This window comes from Streptomyces varsoviensis, from assembly GCF_000718635.1.
Classification (GTDB): Bacteria; Actinomycetota; Actinomycetes; order Streptomycetales; family Streptomycetaceae; genus Streptomyces; species Streptomyces varsoviensis.
The window spans coordinates 1-17332 of record NZ_JOBF01000002.1 but is presented as its reverse complement, the minus strand read 5'-3'; the positions used below and the strand labels follow the sequence as shown (position 1 = coordinate 17332).

Below are 17332 nucleotides of genomic sequence, written 5' to 3'. Positions count from 1 at the left end.
TCTTCTGCGACAACCGCTTCACTCGCGCACCATCTCACCAGCGCCCTGCCTCCGCCCGTGAGACCCACGCGCAAAGCCCCGCCCCGTCCCGCACCGTGAGTAAGCCCGCCCCATAAGACGGTGGGAACCGTCATAGCTTGCCCGACGCCCCGGCCCCGGCCGACACGGGGGCACACCGCCCGCCGCGGCAGCGCCCGGTGGTCGCGGGCCTCAGCCCTCCGCCCCCACCGGCCACGTATGCACCGGCTCTCCCGTCCGCGCCAGTTCGCAGTAGCGGCGCGTGGTGGCCGCGAGGGCGGCGTCCCGTTCCAGGCCCGATGTCAGCGCGTCGTGGTAGGTGGCCGCCTGCCAGGACGCGCCGTTGACGCGCCGTCGGCAGCGTTCCTCGATGACCTTCAGATAGCGGTCGCGGTCGGCCGGTTCGACGCCCCAGGCGTCGAGGCCCGCGGCGGCCAGCGGCAGCAGTTCCTCGCGGACGAGTTGTACGGCCGGGACCGCCGTGATTCCCGCGCCGACGCCCCGGCTCCGGCGCGGCCAGCGCAGCGTGGCGTCGATGCCGTGCCGGCAGGCGGCCTCGAAGTTGTCGGCGGCCACGGCGAACGGGAGCCGCGTCCACACCGGTCGCGGCTCGTCGGCGAGGGCGCGGACCAGCCCGTAGTAGAAGGCGGTGTTGGCGATGACGTCGACGACGGTGGGGCCGGCGGGCAGGACGCGGTTCTCGACGCGCAGGTGGGGGACGCCGCCGGCGACGTCGTAGACCGGCCGGTTCCAGCGGTAGACGGTGCCGTTGTGCAGCACGAGTTCCTGGAGGGAGGGGACGCCCCCGGCGTCGAGCACGCGCATCGGGTCCTGGTCGCCGCAGATCGGCAGCAGGGGCGGGAAGTAGCGCACGTTCTCCTCGAAGAGGTCGAACGCGTCGGTGATCCAGCGCTCCCCGAACCAGGTGCGCGGGCGTACGCCCTGGGCCTTCAGCTCCGGCGGGCGGGTGTCGGTGGACTGGACGAACAGCGGCGGCCGGGACTCGCGCCACAGCTCGCGCCCGAAGAGAAACGGCGAGTTGGCGCCCACGGCGATCTGTGCGGCGGCGATCGCCTGGGCGGCGTTCCAGACGGCGGCGAACCGGCCGGGCGTCACCTGGAGGTGCAGTTGTACGGACGTACAGGCCGATTCGGGGGCGATGGACCGGAAGGCGCAGGTGAGCCGTTCGACGCCGTCGATGTCTATGGTGAAGTTCTCGCCGCGGGCGGCGACCATCTCGTCGTTGAGCCGCATGTAGCGGTCGACGTCGGAGAGGTTGCCGAGCACGAGGTCGTCGGCGGCGAGGGTGGGCAGGATGCCGATCATCACTATTCCGGCGCCGATTTCCCGGGCTCTTCGGTCGGCGTAGCCGAGGCCGGTGCCCAGCTCTTCCGCGAGCCGGTCGAGAACCCGGCCGCGCAGCCGGTGGGGGACGACGTTCACTTCAAGGTTGAACTGACCGAGTTCGGTCTGGAAATCGCGGCTCGCAATGCGCTCCAGCACCTCGGCATTCATCATTCTCGGGGCCCCGTCGGGGCCCGCGAGATTCAGCTCGATCTCCAGCCCCATGAGGTTCCGTGGGCGGTCGAAGCGACTGTCCTCCAGCAGCCTCGCCAATCCCTCCAGACACTGCCGGAGTTTTCCGCGGTGGCGCTGCCGGTCGGACAGGTCGAACCCGGCGGCCACGACCTTCTCCCCCATCGAAGCGTCCTTCCTCGACTGGGTCGACCACGACGTCAGCCGCTGGTGTCACGTCTGATGATGCCCAGGAATGTGATCGATAACGCTACGTCGAAATGTGTTGCCCGGTACGATCTCAACGAATCGCACGGCGGCACATTCAACCGGCATAGCGACATGTCCCAGGACATCGCACATTCTCGGCGATAAGCACCGACGTTATCCGGCCTACCGTTCCGGAGGAATAACACGAGGTGGCGGGCGCGGGCCGGTCGCAGAATATACGAAATCGCCTGGAAGGCCGGTCCTGAATACGCCTTGTCAGCAATGCCCGACACGGCTAGGTGAAACACCATATGAACACCTGTCGTATAAACTTCGCGAACGAGGCAGAGAGTTGGCGCCCCGGCAGTCGGTTCCGGCCCCCCTCTGACCCCGCACGCTGACAGCGCCGTCCGCACCTGCCCAGCACCACCGTGTCTCCTGAGTGAGAGGCGATACACCATGCCGCTGCATGTCCCCCCAGCCCCAGCCCCCGCACTGCGCAGCGTCCTCGCGGCCCTCGGTTCCCCCACCGCCGTCCGCGCGGCGCGCACCCCGTCCCTCAAGGCCCTCCAGGGCCAGCCCACCCCGGTCTCCCCGCTCCCGGTGTACGTCCTGGACCAGATCACCGCGCTCGGCGGCCGGCCACGAACCCGGCTCACGGGCTGGCGGTTCCTCATCCGGGGCGCCGAACCGGGCGCGGCGGCAGCGGCGGAGACGATGCTCACCCCCGACGGCTGGGCGTTCTCGCACTTCTTCGAGGGCCCCTACGTCGCCTCGACCGAACGGGCCCTGCGCCAGGCCGAGTCGCTGACCACCGCCTACCAGCCCCGGCTGCTGTCCGTACCCGAGCTCTACATGGTCACGCTCTGGCTGCACGGCGACCACCTCGCCGACCCGTCGAGCTGCCGGTCGGCCCCCGGCGACCTGCTGGTGCCGCTGGCCCCCGCGCCGCCCGGCATCGCCGCGCACCGTCCGCACCGCGTCGCCGATCTGCTGCCGGTGCTCACCCACCGGCTCACCCCGACGCCGCTGCTCGGCTCCCCCGCCTGAACGGACGTACGGCCGGCCCGTACGAGCGCGCCCCACGGCTCTCGGTCGTGGGGCGCTTCGTCGCGCCCGCACCGCCGCCCCTCCCGCCCCAGCGGTCCCCCGGGTGTCCATCACGCGGACTAGTCCACAATGACCATCCCGAACCACCCGAAGAGACCGGGCTGTTGGCGGCAACCGTCCTCGTGGGTGACGCGTCTTCCTCCAGCAGAGGAGAGCTCCCGGGAAATCCCTGCGAAATCACGCCCGTAGGGCAACACTGGGACTGACCGACTGAATTGACAACGGGGGGCGGCTTTGAAAACCGCATCGAGCAGCCGCAGCGAACTCAACTCACCGCAGCGAAAGAACCCATCCATGTGCCAGCACCAGCCACCGTGCCCGACAGCCGACTCCACCGACCGTGAGGCCGCCCATCTTGTGGCGCACCACCCGGAACAGGGCTGGAGCCTGCTGTGCAACGGCGTCCTGCTCTTCGAGGACACCGGTGAGCTGCTGCCGGACGGGCAGATCATCGCCCCGCACCGGCCGCTCGGCACCGAGCACGTGATGACCGCCGCCTAGGCGACGCACAGCGCAACCGAAGGGGCCGGCCCGGCGAACCCGCCGAACCGGCCCCGACTCATGAGGGGAAGGGCGTCAGCCCTCGTAGTCCTCCAGCGGCGGGCAGGAGCAGACGAGGTTGCGGTCGCCGAAGGCGCCGTCGATGCGCCGGACCGGCGGCCAGTACTTGTCGGCGGCCGACACCCCGGCCGGGAACACCGCCTCCTCGCGGCGGTACGGGCGCTCCCAGTCGCCGGCCAGCGCCGCCGCGGTGTGCGGGGCGTTGCGCAGCGGGTTGTCGTCCTTCGGCCACTCGCCCGAACCGACCCGCTCGATCTCGGCCCGGATCGCGATCATCGTCTCGCAGAACCGGTCCAGCTCCGCGAGGTCCTCGCTCTCCGTCGGCTCGATCATCAGCGTCCCGGCCACCGGGAACGACATCGTCGGCGCGTGGAAGCCGTAGTCGATCAGGCGCTTGGCGACATCGTCGACGGTGACGCCCGTCGCCTTGGTCAGCGGCCGCAGGTCCACGATGCACTCGTGCGCGACGAGCCCGTTCGGCCCGGTGTAGAGCACCGGGTAGTGCGGCTCCAGGCGCTTGGCGATGTAGTTGGCGCCGAGCACGGCGACCTGGGTGGCGTGCGTGAGGCCCTCGCCGCCCATCAGCCGGACGTACGCCCAGGAGATCGGCAGGATGCCCGCGGAGCCCCAGGGGGCGGCGGAGATCGGGCCGACGCCGGTCTCGGGGCCCGCGGTCGGCTGGAGCGGGTGGTTGGGCAGGTACGGGGCGAGGTGCGCGCGCACGCCGACCGGGCCGACACCGGGGCCGCCGCCGCCGTGCGGGATGCAGAACGTCTTGTGCAGGTTCAGGTGCGAGACGTCGCCGCCGAACCGGCCCGGCCGGGCCACCCCGACGAGCGCGTTGAGGTTGGCGCCGTCCACGTAGACCTGGCCGCCCGCGTCGTGCACGGCCGCGCAGATCTCGCTGATGTGCTCCTCGAAGACGCCGTGCGTGGAGGGGTAGGTGACCATCAGCACGGCCAGTTCGTCGCCGTACTGCTCGATCTTGGCGCGCAGGTCCTCCGCGTCGACCTCGCCGTCCTCGCCGGTCTTGACGACGACGACCTTCATGCCGGCCATGACCGCGCTGGCGGCGTTGGTGCCGTGCGCGGAGGACGGGATGAGGCAGACGGTGCGCTGGTCGTCGCCGTTGGCCCGGTGGTACGCCCGTACGGCCAGCAGCCCGGCGAGCTCGCCCTGCGAGCCGGCGTTGGGCTGGAGCGACACCTTGTCGTAGCCGGTCACCTCGGCGAGGCGCTCCTCCAGCTCGGTGATGAGCGTGGTGTAGCCCTGGGCCTGGTCGATCGGCGCGAAGGGATGCAGCGCGGCGAACTCGGGCCAGGTCACCGCCTCCATCTCGGTGGTGGCGTTGAGCTTCATGGTGCAGGAGCCGAGCGGGATCATGCCGCGGTCCAGCGCGTAGTCCCGGTCGGCGAGTTTGCGCAGGTAGCGCAGCATCGCGGTCTCGGAGCGGTGCTGGTGGAAGACCGGGTGGGCGAGGTACTCGTCGGCGCGCAGCAGCCCGGCGGGGAGCGCGTCGGCGACAGACGCGTCCAGGTCGTCGATCCGCTCGGCGCTCGCGTCGACGCCGAAGGCGGCCCACACGGCGGCGAGCTGGGCGCGGCCGGTGGTCTCGTCGCAGGCCAGCGAGAGGGTGTCGGCGTCGACGAGGCGCAGGTTGACGCCGTTCTCACGGGCGGCGGCGGCCACGTCGGCGGCGCGGCCGGGCACTCGCGCGGTGAGGGTGTCGAAGTACGCGCCGTGCACGACGTCGACGCCGCCGGAGCGCAGCCCCTCGGCGAGCACGGCGGCGTAGCGGTGCGTACGGCGGGCGATGGCGGCCAGGCCGTCCGGGCCGTGATAGACGGCGTACATGCCGGCCATGACGGCGAGCAGCACCTGCGCCGTGCAGATGTTGCTGGTGGCCTTCTCGCGGCGGATGTGCTGCTCCCGCGTCTGCAGGGCGAGGCGGTACGCCTTGTTGCCGTCCGCGTCCACGGAGACGCCGACGAGGCGGCCGGGCAGGCTGCGCGCGAACTTCTCCCGTACGGCCATGAACCCGGCGTGCGGGCCGCCGAAGCCCATCGGCACGCCGAACCGCTGGGTGGTGCCGACCGCGATGTCCGCGCCGAGCTCGCCGGGCGAGGTGAGCAGGGTGAGGGCGAGCAGATCGGCGGCGACCGTCACGATCGCGCCGAGCTCGTGCGCCCGCTCGATGACCGGGCGGGGGTCGCGCACGGCGCCGGACGCGCCGGGGTACTGCACCAGCACGCCGAAGACGCCGCGGTCGGCGATCTCCTGCGGGATGCCCTCGGAGAGGTCGGCGACGACGACCTCGACCCCGGTGGGCTCGGCCCGGGTGCGTATGACGGCGATGGTCTGCGGCAGCGCGTCGGCGTCGACGAGGAAGACGCCCTCCTTGACCTTGCCGACCCGGCGGGCCAGCGCCATGGCCTCGGCGGCGGCGGTGCCCTCGTCGAGCAGGGAGGCGCCGGAGGTGGGCAGCCCGGTCAGGTCGGCGACGACGGTCTGGAAGTTGAGCAGCGCCTCCAGGCGGCCCTGCGAGATCTCCGGCTGGTAGGGCGTGTACGCCGTGTACCAGGCGGGGTTCTCCATGACGTTGCGCAGGATGACGGGCGGCGTGAACGTGCCGTAGTAGCCGAGCCCGATCATCGGGGAGAGCACCTGGTTGCGGTCGGCGAGCGTGCGCAGCTCGGCGAGGACGTCGGCCTCGCCGCGGGCCTCGGGCAGCCGGAGCGCCTCGGCGCTCTTGATCACATCGGGTACGGCGGCCGCGGTGAGCTCGTCGAGCGAGCCGAATCCGACCTGGGCGAGCATCTTGGCCTGCGCGGCGCTGTCCGGCCCGATGTGGCGGTGCTCGAACGGCGTGCCGCGTTCAAGGGCGGAAAGAGGGATGCGGTTGTCGTTCATCTGCGGGGGCCTCCTGGTCGTCGCGACCTGCGAGGGGCACCGTGGCGCGGGTACCCGGACGGCCTCCCCCTCTGTCATCTCAACCTGAGAGCTTCACCGGGCCGCCCGGGGCGAACCGGCTTTCACCGTCGGTGAGGAGGGGCTTCGGCGCTGTTCCGGTGCGTGGCCCGCCCTGCTTTCCAGAGTGACCTCGTCCGTGCGGTACGTGTGCCTGAGAGATTCCGGGGAGGATTTGCTCCTTCGGCGCCTCCGACGAAGCCTTCGGAGGACTCTCCCGCACAGGGTCTGCGGCCGCCTGCCAGCCTACCAGCGCGATCTGCGGCTGATCCCTCAAGTGGCCAGTTGGCGAAATGTGGCTTTTCGTAGGTCTCGGGCAGTAGTTGTGATCTCGCGGGCCCCCGGGCCCGGCTACTTTGGAGGACCTCTTGCAGACCGACATCGATCCACGCGGACTCATCGGCCGCAAGGCGTTCGACCGCAACGGCGCCAAGATCGGCACGGTGGACGAGGTGTACCTCGACGACGCCACGGGCGCCCCCGAGTGGGCCGCCGTGCGCACCGGCCTGTTCAGCCGCGACGCGTTCGTGCCGCTGGAACCGAGCGACCTCGTCGCGGACACGCTGCGCGTCCCGTACGACCGGGCGCTGATCAAGGACGCGCCGGACTTCGGCGTCGGCCGCCACCTCTCCCCGGAGCAGGAGCTCCAGCTCTACCACCACTACGGCCTGGACGCCTCCGCCCCGGGCCGGTCCCCCGCCCCGGACTCCCCGGCCCCCGCCGCCCCGGACGCCTCCCCGGGCCCGGATTTCGGCCGGATCTCGGGCTCCGAGGGCTGACCGTCGGCGGGAGGCCGGTAATCTGGAGCCCGGCCCTCGGCGGAAGGCCGGCCCTCGACATCCCGTACGAGCGGCAGTGGCTCCGCCGGTTCGAGGTCGGGGTCGTCGACGGGGAAGGTCCGTACGCGGCCCGGCGCGGACCAGGGCGTCTCGAACCGCACGGTGACCCGGCCGACGCCGCTGCCCTGGACCCAGCCCTCGCCGAACTCGGTGTGGCGCACGTCCAGGCCCGGCAGCCAGCGGCGCGGCGGCGCCTCCTCCCGCTCCGCCTCGCCCGCCCCTCCCCCGGCGGCCGCCGGCTCCCCGGCAGCCCCCGCCGGGCGCGCCGCCGCGGCCTCCTCCCGCTCCCGCTCCGAGCGCGCGGTGGCCGCCTGGGCGAACAGGTCCTCCTGGGTGTAGTCGGCGAGCCCCGTGACGCCGACGCCCAGCAGCCGCACGCCCGCCGTGGTGTCCACGCCCTCGATGAGCCGCCCCGCCGCCTCCCGGACCACCCCCGGGTCGTCGGTGGGCCCGCGCAGCGTCTCCGAGCGGGTCAGCGTGGAGAAGTCGTAGCGCCGCACCTTGATCACCACGGTCCGGCCGGACCGCCCGGCGGCCCGCAGCCGCTGTACGCACCGGTCGGCCAGGCGCATGATCTCCAGTTGCACCCGGGTCCGGTCGGTCACGTCCTCCTGGAAGGTGTCCTCCACGGAGATGGACTTCGCGTCCCGCTCGGCGACGACCGGCCGGTCGTCGTGGCCCGTGGCCAGCGCGTACAGCCCGGCGCCGTGCGCCTTGCCCAGCAGCCGCACCAGCTCCGCCTCCCCCGCCTCGGCGGTCTCGGCGACCGTGCCGATGCCCGCCCGGCGCAGCGTCTCGGCGGTCGCCGGTCCGACGCCGGGGATCGTGCGCACCGGCATGGGCCCCAGCAGCTCCAGCTCCGTGCCCGGCTCTATCAGGACCAGCCCGTCGGGTTTGGCCGCCTCGGAGGCGATCTTGGCGAGCATCTTGGACCCGGCGAGCCCCACCGACCCGCTGAGCCCCGTGGCCGCCTGGATGTCGCGCCGCAGCCGCTCGCCCACGGCCCGGATCTGCGCCGAGGTGGCCGCGGGCGGGAGCGAGCCGCCCGCCTCCAGGTCCACGAACGCCTCGTCGAGGCTGAGCGGCTCGACGAGCGGCGACAGCTCGCCGAGCAGTTCCATGACCCGTTCACTCACTTGGCGGTACAGCGTGAACCGGGGCGTCAGGTAGGCGGCATTGGGACACAGCCGGCGCGCCTGGGCCGTCGCCATCGCCGAGTGCACCCCGAAGACCCGCGCCTCGTACGAGGCCGTGGAGACCACCCCGCGCGGCCCGATGCCGCCGACCACGACCGGTTTCCCGCGCAGGCTGGGCTTGGCCGCCTGTTCCGCCGCGGCGTAGAAGGCGTCCATGTCCAGATGCAGGATCGTCGGTGAACCTCTCACACCAACAGATGCTGCCTCACACCACTGACAATGGCCCCGCAGCGGGAGCGGAGCGTCAGCCCGCGCGGTTGCGGCGGCGCGCCAGCTCGTCGGCGGGGTTGTGGCCGATCAGGGTCTCCCCGGTGTCCACCCGCTCGCCGTGGAGCTGCGCGAGCGCCGCCTCCACGTCCCGCCAGACCACCCCCACGGCGATCCCGAAGACGCCCTGCCCGCCCTGGAGCAGGTCGACGACCTCGTCGGGCGACGCGCACTCGTACACCGTCGCCCCGTCGCTCATCAGCGTCATCTGCCCGAGGTCGCCGATGCCGCGCGAGCGCAGGTGCTGCACGGCGGCGCGGATGTTCTGGAGCGACACCCCGGTGTCCAGCAGCCGCTTGACGATCTTCAGTACGACGACGTCGCGGAAGCTGTAGAGCCGCTGGCCGCCCGAGCCGTACGCGGACCGCACGGACGGCTCCACGAGCCCCGTGCGCGCCCAGTAGTCCAATTGCCGGTAGGTGATGCCGGCCGCCGCGCAGGCGGTCGGACCGCGGTAACCGATGGCCTCCGGCGCCGGCTCGGGTGACACCGAGAGCGCCGCCGAGTGTCCGGGCAACGGTTCGGCCGTTCCCCCATGAAGCGGATACGGACCGCCCGCCGCCGTGCCGTCGCCGGTGCTTCTCACGCCGACCCTCCGTCCTTGACCTGCCGTCTCGACGGTAGGCAGTCACCCGGGGTGCGTCAACGATCGCCACACTCGCCACGCCGAGTGATAATCACCCTAAGAGTGGTTTCGCGTATCCGCCCGCGGGGAATGGCTGGTTAGTTGCCCCGCTGCCCTACGACGGCCTCGGCCGGCGGATCACTGGCTGTTGGTGCCGAAGTCCTCCGGCGAGATCTGATCGAGGAACTCGCGGAACTTCTCCACCTCGTCCTCCTGCTCGTCCGGGATCGCGATGCCGGCGTCGTCCAGCACGCCGTCACTGCCGTAGATCGGCGTCCCGGTGCGCAGCGCCAGCGCTATGGCGTCGGACGGCCTGGCGCTGACCTCCACCCCGCTCGCGAAGACCAGCTCGGCGTAGAACACGCCCTCGCGCAGGTCCGTGATGCGGACCTCCGTCAGTTGCTGGCCGACCGCCTCCAGCACGTCCTTGAAAAGGTCGTGGGTCAGCGGCCTGGCAGGCGCCATGCCCTGCTGGGCGAAGGCGATCGCCGTCGCCTCCCCCGGGCCGATCCAAATGGGGAGGTAGCGGTCGCCTCCCACTTCCCGCAGGAGCACGATCGGCTGGTTGGAGGGCATTTCCACCCGGACACCCACGACATCGAGCTCGTTCACACAGCAACCCTAGGACGTGCCCGGCGGGTTTGGGTAGTCGGGCACCCGCCGGTCGGTGTGGTCACGCCCGCAGCGCGGCCGCTACGAGCGCCGCGTGCAGACGTACGGACAGTGCGGCCAGCTCCCGCGCGGTGGCCTCCGCATGGGCTCTGGTCTGCGGATTGCGGTGGCGGCGCAACGGCGCGACCACCTGTTCGACCAGTCCGGCCTCGCGTACGGCGGCGGCCTTCATGGCGCGCAAATGCCTCGGCTCCAGTCCGAACCGGCCCAGGTCCGCGACGAGCTTGGCGACCGTCACGGCCTCGACGTCGTAGCCGCCGCCGGAATTCGGCTCGATCAGGCCGTACGACTCCCACTCGTCGAGCTCACGCTCGGTGACCCCGGTGGCCCCGAGAAGCTCCTCACGGCCCACCTGGACGGCCGTGGGGCCCTCCGCGTCCAGCTCCGCGGCCCCGTCCAGCAGATCCCTCGGCTGGCCGGGCGCGGGCAGCGGTAGCTGCTCCCCCCGGGCCAGCGCGTCGAGGTACTCCCGGATGACGCGCAGCGGCAGGTAGTGGTCGCGCTGGAGGCGCAGCACGCACCCGAGCCGTTCCACGTCCTCCTGGCTGAACTTGCGGTACCCGGAGGGCGTGCGCTGCGGCTCGACGAGCCCCTCCGCCTCCAAGAAGCGAATCTTGGAGACGGTGACCTCGGGGAATTCGTCGCGCAGCAGGGTGAGCACCGTGCCGATGCTCACCAACTGCCCGTCCGCGGTGGCGGTGCCGCCGTCCGCGCCACCCGCCGGTGTCTGACGCATAGCTCTTCCCTGGCGGGTCAGATGCCCTGCTGGCTCGCGTAGAAGACCAGTCGGTACTTGCCGATCTGCACCTCGTCGCCGTTGGCCAGCGCGGTCGACTCGATCCGCTCGCGGTTGACGTACGTGCCGTTCAGGCTGCCGACGTCCGCGACGGTGAAGCCGCCGTCCGGGCCGCGCCGGAACTCCACGTGCCGCCGCGAGACGGTGACGTCGTCGAGGAAGATGTCGCCCTGCGGGTGGCGGCCGGCCGTGGTCAGGTCGCCGTCCAGCAGGAAGCGGCTGCCCGAGTTCGGGCCGCGGCGGACCACCAGCAGCGCCGAGCCCATCGGCAGCGCGTCGACGGCGGCCTGCGCCTCCGGGGACAGCGAGGGCATCGGCGTCTGGCCGGTGGACTCCGAGTCGTACGCCTCAAGACCGGAGATGGAGATGGTCGACGTCGTCTCCGAAGCCCGCTCGGACGACGCGCCGCCGCGCAGCGGCGCACCGCAGTTGGAGCAGAACCGGCTGGACTCCGCGTTGCGGTTTCCGCACCTCGTGCATACCAAGGCGTTGCCTCCACCCGCAGTTGGGGCCGACGGTCCCTGCGAACCTATGCGGCCGGCCGTGCCGGGGCCGCCCACCTGGTCCCGGAACAGCGGGCGCTCTTCCTGCGCCTCGGTGGCTTCCATCGGCCGCTGCGCGCGGTGACGGGCGTTGCCGCCCTCCTGGCGCGAGCTCTTGCCGAACAACTTCGCAAACAACTTCACGGGCGATTCCCCTTGACCGAAACAGACCCGCCCGTGGGGCAGGACAAACCCTCGATGCACACACCAGCCGACCCGGACATCCTTACAACGTCCGTGGTCAACAGACAGTTTCCACCACGCACCCCCCTCTTGGTGCGCCGACCCCCCGCAACGTCATGCCCCAGGTGCGGAACCCTCGGGCCGGTACGACTCACTGCGATGACGACCGAGCGTAGTCAGGCCGCTCAGCGGACCGCAAGGCGTCCACGATGATCTTCTCAGAACGGGTGACGGACGCGGTGGCCTGCTCCTTCTGCAGAGTCTGCACCACCCCGCCCGGAATGTTGAGGGCCGGTTCCAGATCCTGCGGCTTGCCGATCACCTTGAACCGGTAGGGCGGCGCCACTTTCCGACCGTCGATCTCCACGGTGCGGTCCGCGTCCGAGAAGTAGGTGTCCGCGGCCACACGCACCCCGTTGATCTGGATCGCCTCCGCGCCGGCCGCCCTCAACTCCTGGATGGCGTCGAGGAGCATGTCCGACTGTACGGCCTTCTTGGGGTCGCTCACCGTGAGTTCGATGCCGGGGCCATGCGCTTTCACGGTGCCCGCGAGCACGCCGAGCTGCCGCTCCTTCTGGGCGGTCTGCTTACGGGCCTCGGCGGCCTGGTTGGAGCTGTTCTCCAGCTCTGTGCGCTGGTTCTCCAGGCCCCGTTTCTCGTCCTCCAGCCGCTGGGTGCGGTTGTCGAGCTCGTCCAGGATGCGTACGAGGTCCTCCTGGCGGGCGCCGCGCAGATTGCTGTTGTCGCTGGTCGACCGGACCTGGATGGCGAGGCCCAGCCCGAGTACGCCCAGCAGCAGGGCGACGATGAGCTGGGCCCGCGTCACCCGGGGCGGCCAGAGCCCGGCCTTCAGTCGCTGACGGCCCGTCATGGCGGGGGCGGGGGCCGCCTCTTCGCCCTTCTCCTCGGGCCGCGCCGCCTCGTGAGGCGGCTGGGGTTCTCGCGGGTCCTGGGGCGTCTGAGATTCCTGAGATTCCCTCGGCCGCTCGGGCGTGTCGTCGGCGTTCATCGGCCTCACGCCCGGAAGACGTGCCGTCGGATCGCGGCCGCGTTGGAGAAGATCCGGATGCCGAGCACGACCACGACGCCGGTGGAGAGCTGCGCCCCCACGCCGAGCTTGTCGCCGAGGAAGACGATCAGCGCCGCGACCACGACGTTGGACAGGAACGAGACGACGAAGACCTTGTCGTCGAAGATCCCGTCCAGCATCGCCCGCAGGCCGCCGAAGACCGCGTCCAGTGCCGCGACGACGGCGATCGGCAGGTAGGGCTCGACCACAGTCGGCACGACGGGCCGGACCACGAGTCCGACCACGACTCCCACGACGAGGCCCAATACGGCGATCACGATGTGCCCTTCCCTGTGTCGGCGCCGCTCTTGTCGGCGCCACCGGCTTGCGGTTGTGCGGTACGTACTATCAGGCTCGGCGCGGCCGGCAACCGCACCTCGTCCTCGGCGGAGAGGGTCGCCCGGACCCCGTAGTCCTTCTGCAGCACGTGCAGATACGCGCCGTCGGCGCTGTCCTGGAACCGGCCGCGCAGCCGCTTCCCGTCCCCCACCGCGAGCACGGTGTACGGCGGTACGAGCGGCTTGTTGTCGACCAGTATGGCGTCGCCGGCGGCCCGGATGGCCGACAGCGCCGTGAGCCGCTGCCCGTTGACGGCGATGGCCTCCGCGCCGGACTGCCAGAGGCCGTTGACGACGCGCTGCATATCGCGGTCGCGGACCCGGCCCGTATCGGAGAAGCCATTGCTCTCTCGCGGCCCGCCGCCCCCCTGGTCGGCCTCCTTGGCGTCGTCGACGACGAGCTTGACGCCGGGGCCGTGCACGGCCGTGCCGCCCGCGAGGAGCGAGACCAGCTCGGCCTTGTCGCCGCCGTGCTGCTTCAGGGCGTCGCGCTGGGTGGCCCCGACGCTGTCCCGCAGCGCGTCGACGCTCGACTTCAGCTTGTCCGCGGCCGACGTCTCCCGCTGGATGCGGTCGATGAGCTGCTCCCGCTCCTTCGCCAGCGTCGGAGCCGATATCCGCGCCTGCGCCGCCCCCACCGTGACGACGACCGCGGCCAGGACCAGCCCGGCGGCGAGCCCCAACTTCGCGCGGAGCGTGCGCGGCAGGCCGCCCTGGCCGTCCGCGCGGCGGCGCGCCGCCGCCTCCGCGTAGCCGTCGTCCAGGCTGTGGTCCATGACGTTGGTCAGCAGCGACATGGAGGCATCGGGACGCTTGGGCGGCGATGCGCTGCTCCGGGACGGGGGCTGCTGCGACATGCCGCACATCGTCGCACGTCGGTGGCGTCGTCTCCCAACGGCCCCACCGGCGTGCCGGTCCGAGGCGGCACGCCGGCGGGAGGCGGCGCCACCGCGCCGCGCGAGTCAGCGGCCGGCGCTGTCCACGATCGCCGACCACTCGTCGAGCAGCGCCTGGGCCGACGCGTCGTCCGGCCCCTCCGCCCACAGGTGCGTGACCGCCTCCGCCGGGTCGGGCAGCACCATCACCCAGCGCCCGTCGGCCTCCACGACCCGCACCCCGTCGGTCGTGTCCACGGACCGGTCCCCGGCCGCCTCGACCACATGCCGCATCACAAGCCCCTTGACGGCCCAGGGCGTCGCCAGGTCGCGCCGGAGCACATGGGCCCGCGGGATGCGCGCGTCGATCTGACTGAGCGTGAGCTGCGTCCGCGCCACCAGCCCGAGCAGCCGCGCGAACGCCGCCGTGCCGTCGAAGACGCTGCTGAACTCCGGGATGATGAAGCCGCCGCGGCTGTCGCCGCCGAAGATCGTCGTGTCCGCGCGGCCGACCCTGGTGAGATCGCCCGGCGACGTCGTCGTCCACTCGACCTGCGTGCCGTGGTACGCGGCCACCTGCTCGGCGATACGCGTGGTGGTGACCGGCAGGGCCACCCGGCCGCTGCGCCGCTCGGCGGCGACCAGATCGAGCATCACCAGCAGCGCCCGGTCGTCCTCGATGATCCGGCCGCGCTCGTCGACCAGCGACAGCCGCTCGCCCACCGGGTCGAACCGCACGCCGAACGCCGCCCGCGCCGACGCCACGATCTCCCCGAGCCGCACCAGCCCCGCCCGGCGCGCGTCGGCGCTCTCCGTGGGCCGCGACTCGTCGAGACCGGGGTTGATGGTGAACGCGTCGACGCCCAGCCGGCCGAGGAGGCTCGGCAGCACCAGCCCGGCGCTGCCGTTCGAGGCGTCCACGACGACCTTCAGCCCGGCCTCGGCGACGCCGGAGGAGTCCACAGCCCGCAGCAGCGACCCCGTGTACGAGTCGAAGACGCTCGACGGGAAGCGCAGGTCGCCGATCTCGCCGGGGAACGCCCGCCGGTACTCCTGGCGGGCGTACACGCGGTCCAGCTTGCGCTGGCCGCCGGCGGAGAGGTCGGAGCCGCGCTCGTCGAAGAACATGATGTCGACGGAGTCGGGGACCCCCGGCGTCGTACGGACCATGATGCCGCCGGCACTGCCCCGCGCGGTCTGCTGGCGGGCCACCGGCAGCGGTACGTTCTCCAGGTCCCGTACGTCTATGGCGCTGGCCTGGAGGGCAGAGATCACGGCCCGTTTCAGCGCGCGGGCGCCACGCGAGTGGTCACGCGCGGTGGTGACCGTCGAGCCCTTCTTCAGGGTCGTCGCGTACGCCCCGGCGAGCCGCACCGCGAGCTCCGGGGTGATCTCGACGTTGAGGATGCCCGACACGCCGCGCGCGCCGAACAGGTGCGCCTGCCCCCGGGACTCCCAGATGACCGACGTGTTGACGAACGCGCCCGCCTCGATGGTCTTGAACGGATACACGCGGACGTTGCCCTGGATGATGGACTCCTCGCCCACCAGGCACTCGTCCCCGATGACCGCGCCGTCCTCGATCCGGGACGCCCGCATGATGTCCGTGTTCTTGCCGATCACACAGCCGCGCAGGTTGCTCTGCTGTCCGATGTAGACGTTGTCGTGGACGACCGTCTTGTGCAGGAAGGCGCCGCTCTTGACGACGACGTTGGAGCCGATCACGGTGTGCTCGCGCATCTCGACGTCCGCTTCGACCTTCGCGTAGTCGCCGATGTACAGCGGCCCGCGGAGTACGGCGTCGGGGTGGACGTCCGCGCCTTCGGCGACCCATACGCCCGGGGAGATCTCGAAGCCGTCGATCTCGACGTCGACCTTGCCCTCCAGCACGTCGGCCTGCGCCTTGACGTAGCTCTCGTGCGTGCCGACGTCCTCCCAGTAGCCCTCGGCGACATAGCCGTAGATCGGCTTGCCCTCCTTCATGAGCTGCGGGAAGACATCGCCCGACCAGTCGACGGGCACATCCGCCTCGACATAGTCGAAGACCTCCGGCTCCATCACGTAGATGCCGGTGTTGACGGTGTCGGAGAAGACCTGGCCCCAGGTCGGCTTCTCCAGGAAGCGCTCGACCTTGCCCTCTTCGTCGACGATGGTGATGCCGAATTCCAGCGGATTGGGCACACGGGTCAGGCAGACCGTGACGAGCGCGCCCTTTTCCTTGTGGAATTCGATCAGATCGGTGAGGTCGAAATCGGTGAGGGCGTCGCCGGAGATGACCAGAAAGGCATCGTCCTTCAGCGCCTCTTCGGCGTTCTTCACGCTCCCTGCGGTGCCGAGTGGCTTTTCCTCGTTCGCGTAGGTGAGCTCCATGCCGAGTTCCTCACCGTCACCGAAGTAGTTTTTGACGAGGGAGGCGAGGAACTGGACAGTCACCACGGTCTCGCTGAGACCGTGCCGCTTGAGCAGGCGCAGCACGTGCTCCATGATGGGCCGGTTGGCCACCGGCAGGAGCGGCTTGGGCATGCTTGAGGTCATGGGGCGAAGGCGCGTGCCTTCGCCGCCGGCCATCACGACGGCCTTCATGTCGGAAGCGTCCTCCTTGAAGAGACGACGGTTTTGCCGACTTCGCTTGCCCGGATGGCCCATGGATAACCCTTATGGCCATCCGGCCTCGATGAGGCCAATGACAGGAGTCAAGCTCAGTCGGCCGCGGCGTTGTCCGCCTTCACGAGCCGGCGGACCTGGACCACGTAGAGGATCCCTGCCCACCAGTACAGCGTTGTACCCCATCCGGCGAACGCCCATCCGAAAATAGCAGCGAGCGAGTGCAGCCAGGTACTTCCTTCACTGAGAAGGAGCAACGGAAAGGCATACATGAGGTTGAAGGTCGCGGCCTTGCCGAGGAAGTTCACCTGGGGCGGCGGATAGCCGTGGCGGCGCAGGATCCACACCATGACCAGGAGCATCAGCTCACGGGCCACCAGGGCACCGGTCAGCCAGTAAGGGAGAATTTCCCGCCAGGTCAGGCCGACGAGCGTGGACAGGATGTAAAGCCGGTCGGCGGCCGGGTCGAGCAGCCGGCCGAGGCTGCTGATCTGATTCCAGCGCCTGGCGAGCTTCCCGTCGAGGTAGTCGCTCACTCCGCTCAGGGCCAGCACAACCAGCGCCCAGACGTCGTGCTTCGGCCCCCCGAATTCCGGCCAGAGGATCAGCCACAGGAAGACGGGTACGCCGACCAGGCGCGCCATGCTGAGGATGTTCGGGATGGTGAGCACGCGATCTGTCTGAACGCGCGTCTCCTGGACCTCCACCCGGGGGCCTCCTGTGGGAACCGTGCCGACGTTGCGTGCTGACCTTACCCGGAGTCATCACGGGGGCGAACAGCGGGGTCGGACAGAACGGCCCGAAGGGCCGATTACGGAATTCCCGTGAACGCAAAAATGCCGGTGTCCCGGACCATCACTGGTCCGGGACACCGGCTAAAAATTGTTCGGCGGCGTCCTACTCTCCCACAGGGTCCCCCCTGCAGTACCATCGGCGCTGAAAGGC

General features: G+C 70.9%; 15 protein-coding genes and 1 riboswitch. Of the genes, 3 read left to right on the top strand and 12 right to left on the bottom strand.

What is annotated here, in order from left to right; genetic code table 11:
• Positions 1-210: 210 nt before the first annotated feature.
• The gene (locus IF55_RS02615) at positions 211-1719 is read right to left on the bottom strand and encodes a glutamate-cysteine ligase family protein (RefSeq protein ID WP_030874873.1); all 1509 of its coding nucleotides are present in this window, start codon (positions 1717-1719) and stop codon (positions 211-213) included.
• A 483-nt stretch (positions 1720-2202) separates the two neighbouring features.
• Between IF55_RS02615 and IF55_RS02610 the strand changes: the two genes are divergently transcribed.
• Both IF55_RS02610 and IF55_RS02605 read left to right on the top strand, forming a co-directional pair.
• Entirely contained in the window at positions 2203-2793 is a 591-nt protein-coding gene (locus tag IF55_RS02610; RefSeq protein WP_030874874.1) for a hypothetical protein, read from the top strand.
• A 354-nt stretch (positions 2794-3147) separates the two neighbouring features.
• A complete protein-coding gene (locus tag IF55_RS02605) occupies positions 3148-3354 on the top strand; it encodes a DUF5999 family protein (RefSeq protein ID WP_030874875.1) in 207 nt (68 codons plus the stop codon).
• Between the two features lie 75 nt (positions 3355-3429).
• Here the strand turns inward: IF55_RS02605 and gcvP are convergent, their stop codons facing one another.
• Positions 3430-6324, bottom strand: coding sequence for an aminomethyl-transferring glycine dehydrogenase (gene gcvP, locus IF55_RS02600; RefSeq protein WP_030874876.1), 2895 nt, complete (start codon positions 6322-6324; stop codon positions 3430-3432).
• A gap of 189 nt (positions 6325-6513) precedes the next feature.
• Positions 6514-6611, bottom strand: a riboswitch (glycine riboswitch).
• A 138-nt stretch (positions 6612-6749) separates the two neighbouring features.
• On the opposite strand from gcvP, the gene IF55_RS36670 reads away from it, so the two are divergent.
• Positions 6750-7160 carry a PRC-barrel domain-containing protein gene (locus IF55_RS36670; RefSeq protein WP_157854247.1) on the top strand — a complete coding sequence of 137 codons (411 nt, stop codon included), beginning with the start codon at positions 6750-6752 and terminating at the stop codon, positions 7158-7160.
• On the opposite strand, the gene IF55_RS02595 is transcribed toward IF55_RS36670, so the two are convergent.
• From IF55_RS02595 to clsA, 10 genes are all read right to left on the bottom strand, one after another.
• A complete protein-coding gene (locus tag IF55_RS02595; RefSeq protein ID WP_078643495.1) occupies positions 7043-8605 on the bottom strand; it encodes a DNA polymerase IV in 1563 nt (520 codons plus the stop codon). The genes IF55_RS36670 and IF55_RS02595 overlap by 118 nt on opposite strands.
• A gap of 55 nt (positions 8606-8660) precedes the next feature.
• Positions 8661-9269 (bottom strand): MerR family transcriptional regulator, encoded by a 609-nt coding sequence (locus tag IF55_RS02590; RefSeq protein WP_030874881.1) that lies wholly within the window; start codon positions 9267-9269, stop codon positions 8661-8663.
• A gap of 177 nt (positions 9270-9446) precedes the next feature.
• Positions 9447-9920 (bottom strand): bifunctional nuclease family protein, encoded by a 474-nt coding sequence (locus IF55_RS02585; protein WP_030874883.1) that lies wholly within the window; start codon positions 9918-9920, stop codon positions 9447-9449.
• A 61-nt stretch (positions 9921-9981) separates the two neighbouring features.
• Positions 9982-10716, bottom strand: coding sequence for a transcriptional regulator FtsR (gene ftsR, locus IF55_RS02580; RefSeq protein ID WP_030874885.1), 735 nt, complete (start codon positions 10714-10716; stop codon positions 9982-9984).
• Between the two features lie 17 nt (positions 10717-10733).
• A complete protein-coding gene (locus IF55_RS02575; protein WP_078643492.1) occupies positions 10734-11570 on the bottom strand; it encodes a zinc-ribbon and FHA domain-containing protein in 837 nt (278 codons plus the stop codon).
• A gap of 82 nt (positions 11571-11652) precedes the next feature.
• The gene (locus tag IF55_RS02570) at positions 11653-12510 is read right to left on the bottom strand and encodes a DUF881 domain-containing protein (protein ID WP_030874891.1); all 858 of its coding nucleotides are present in this window, start codon (positions 12508-12510) and stop codon (positions 11653-11655) included.
• A 5-nt stretch (positions 12511-12515) separates the two neighbouring features.
• Positions 12516-12848: a small basic family protein gene (locus tag IF55_RS02565; RefSeq protein WP_030364457.1), complete on the bottom strand. Its 333-nt coding sequence runs from the start codon at positions 12846-12848 to the stop codon at positions 12516-12518.
• Entirely contained in the window at positions 12845-13765 is a 921-nt protein-coding gene (locus IF55_RS02560) for a DUF881 domain-containing protein (RefSeq protein WP_037962362.1), read from the bottom strand. Before IF55_RS02560 ends, IF55_RS02565 begins: the two co-directional genes overlap by 4 nt.
• 105 nt (positions 13766-13870) lie before the next feature.
• Positions 13871-16366: a mannose-1-phosphate guanyltransferase gene (locus IF55_RS02555; protein WP_030874896.1), complete on the bottom strand. Its 2496-nt coding sequence runs from the start codon at positions 16364-16366 to the stop codon at positions 13871-13873.
• Positions 16367-16482: 116 nt separating this feature from the next.
• Positions 16483-17094 (bottom strand): cardiolipin synthase ClsA, encoded by a 612-nt coding sequence (gene clsA / locus IF55_RS02550; RefSeq protein WP_030874899.1) that lies wholly within the window; start codon positions 17092-17094, stop codon positions 16483-16485.
• Positions 17095-17332: the final 238 nt, after the last annotated feature.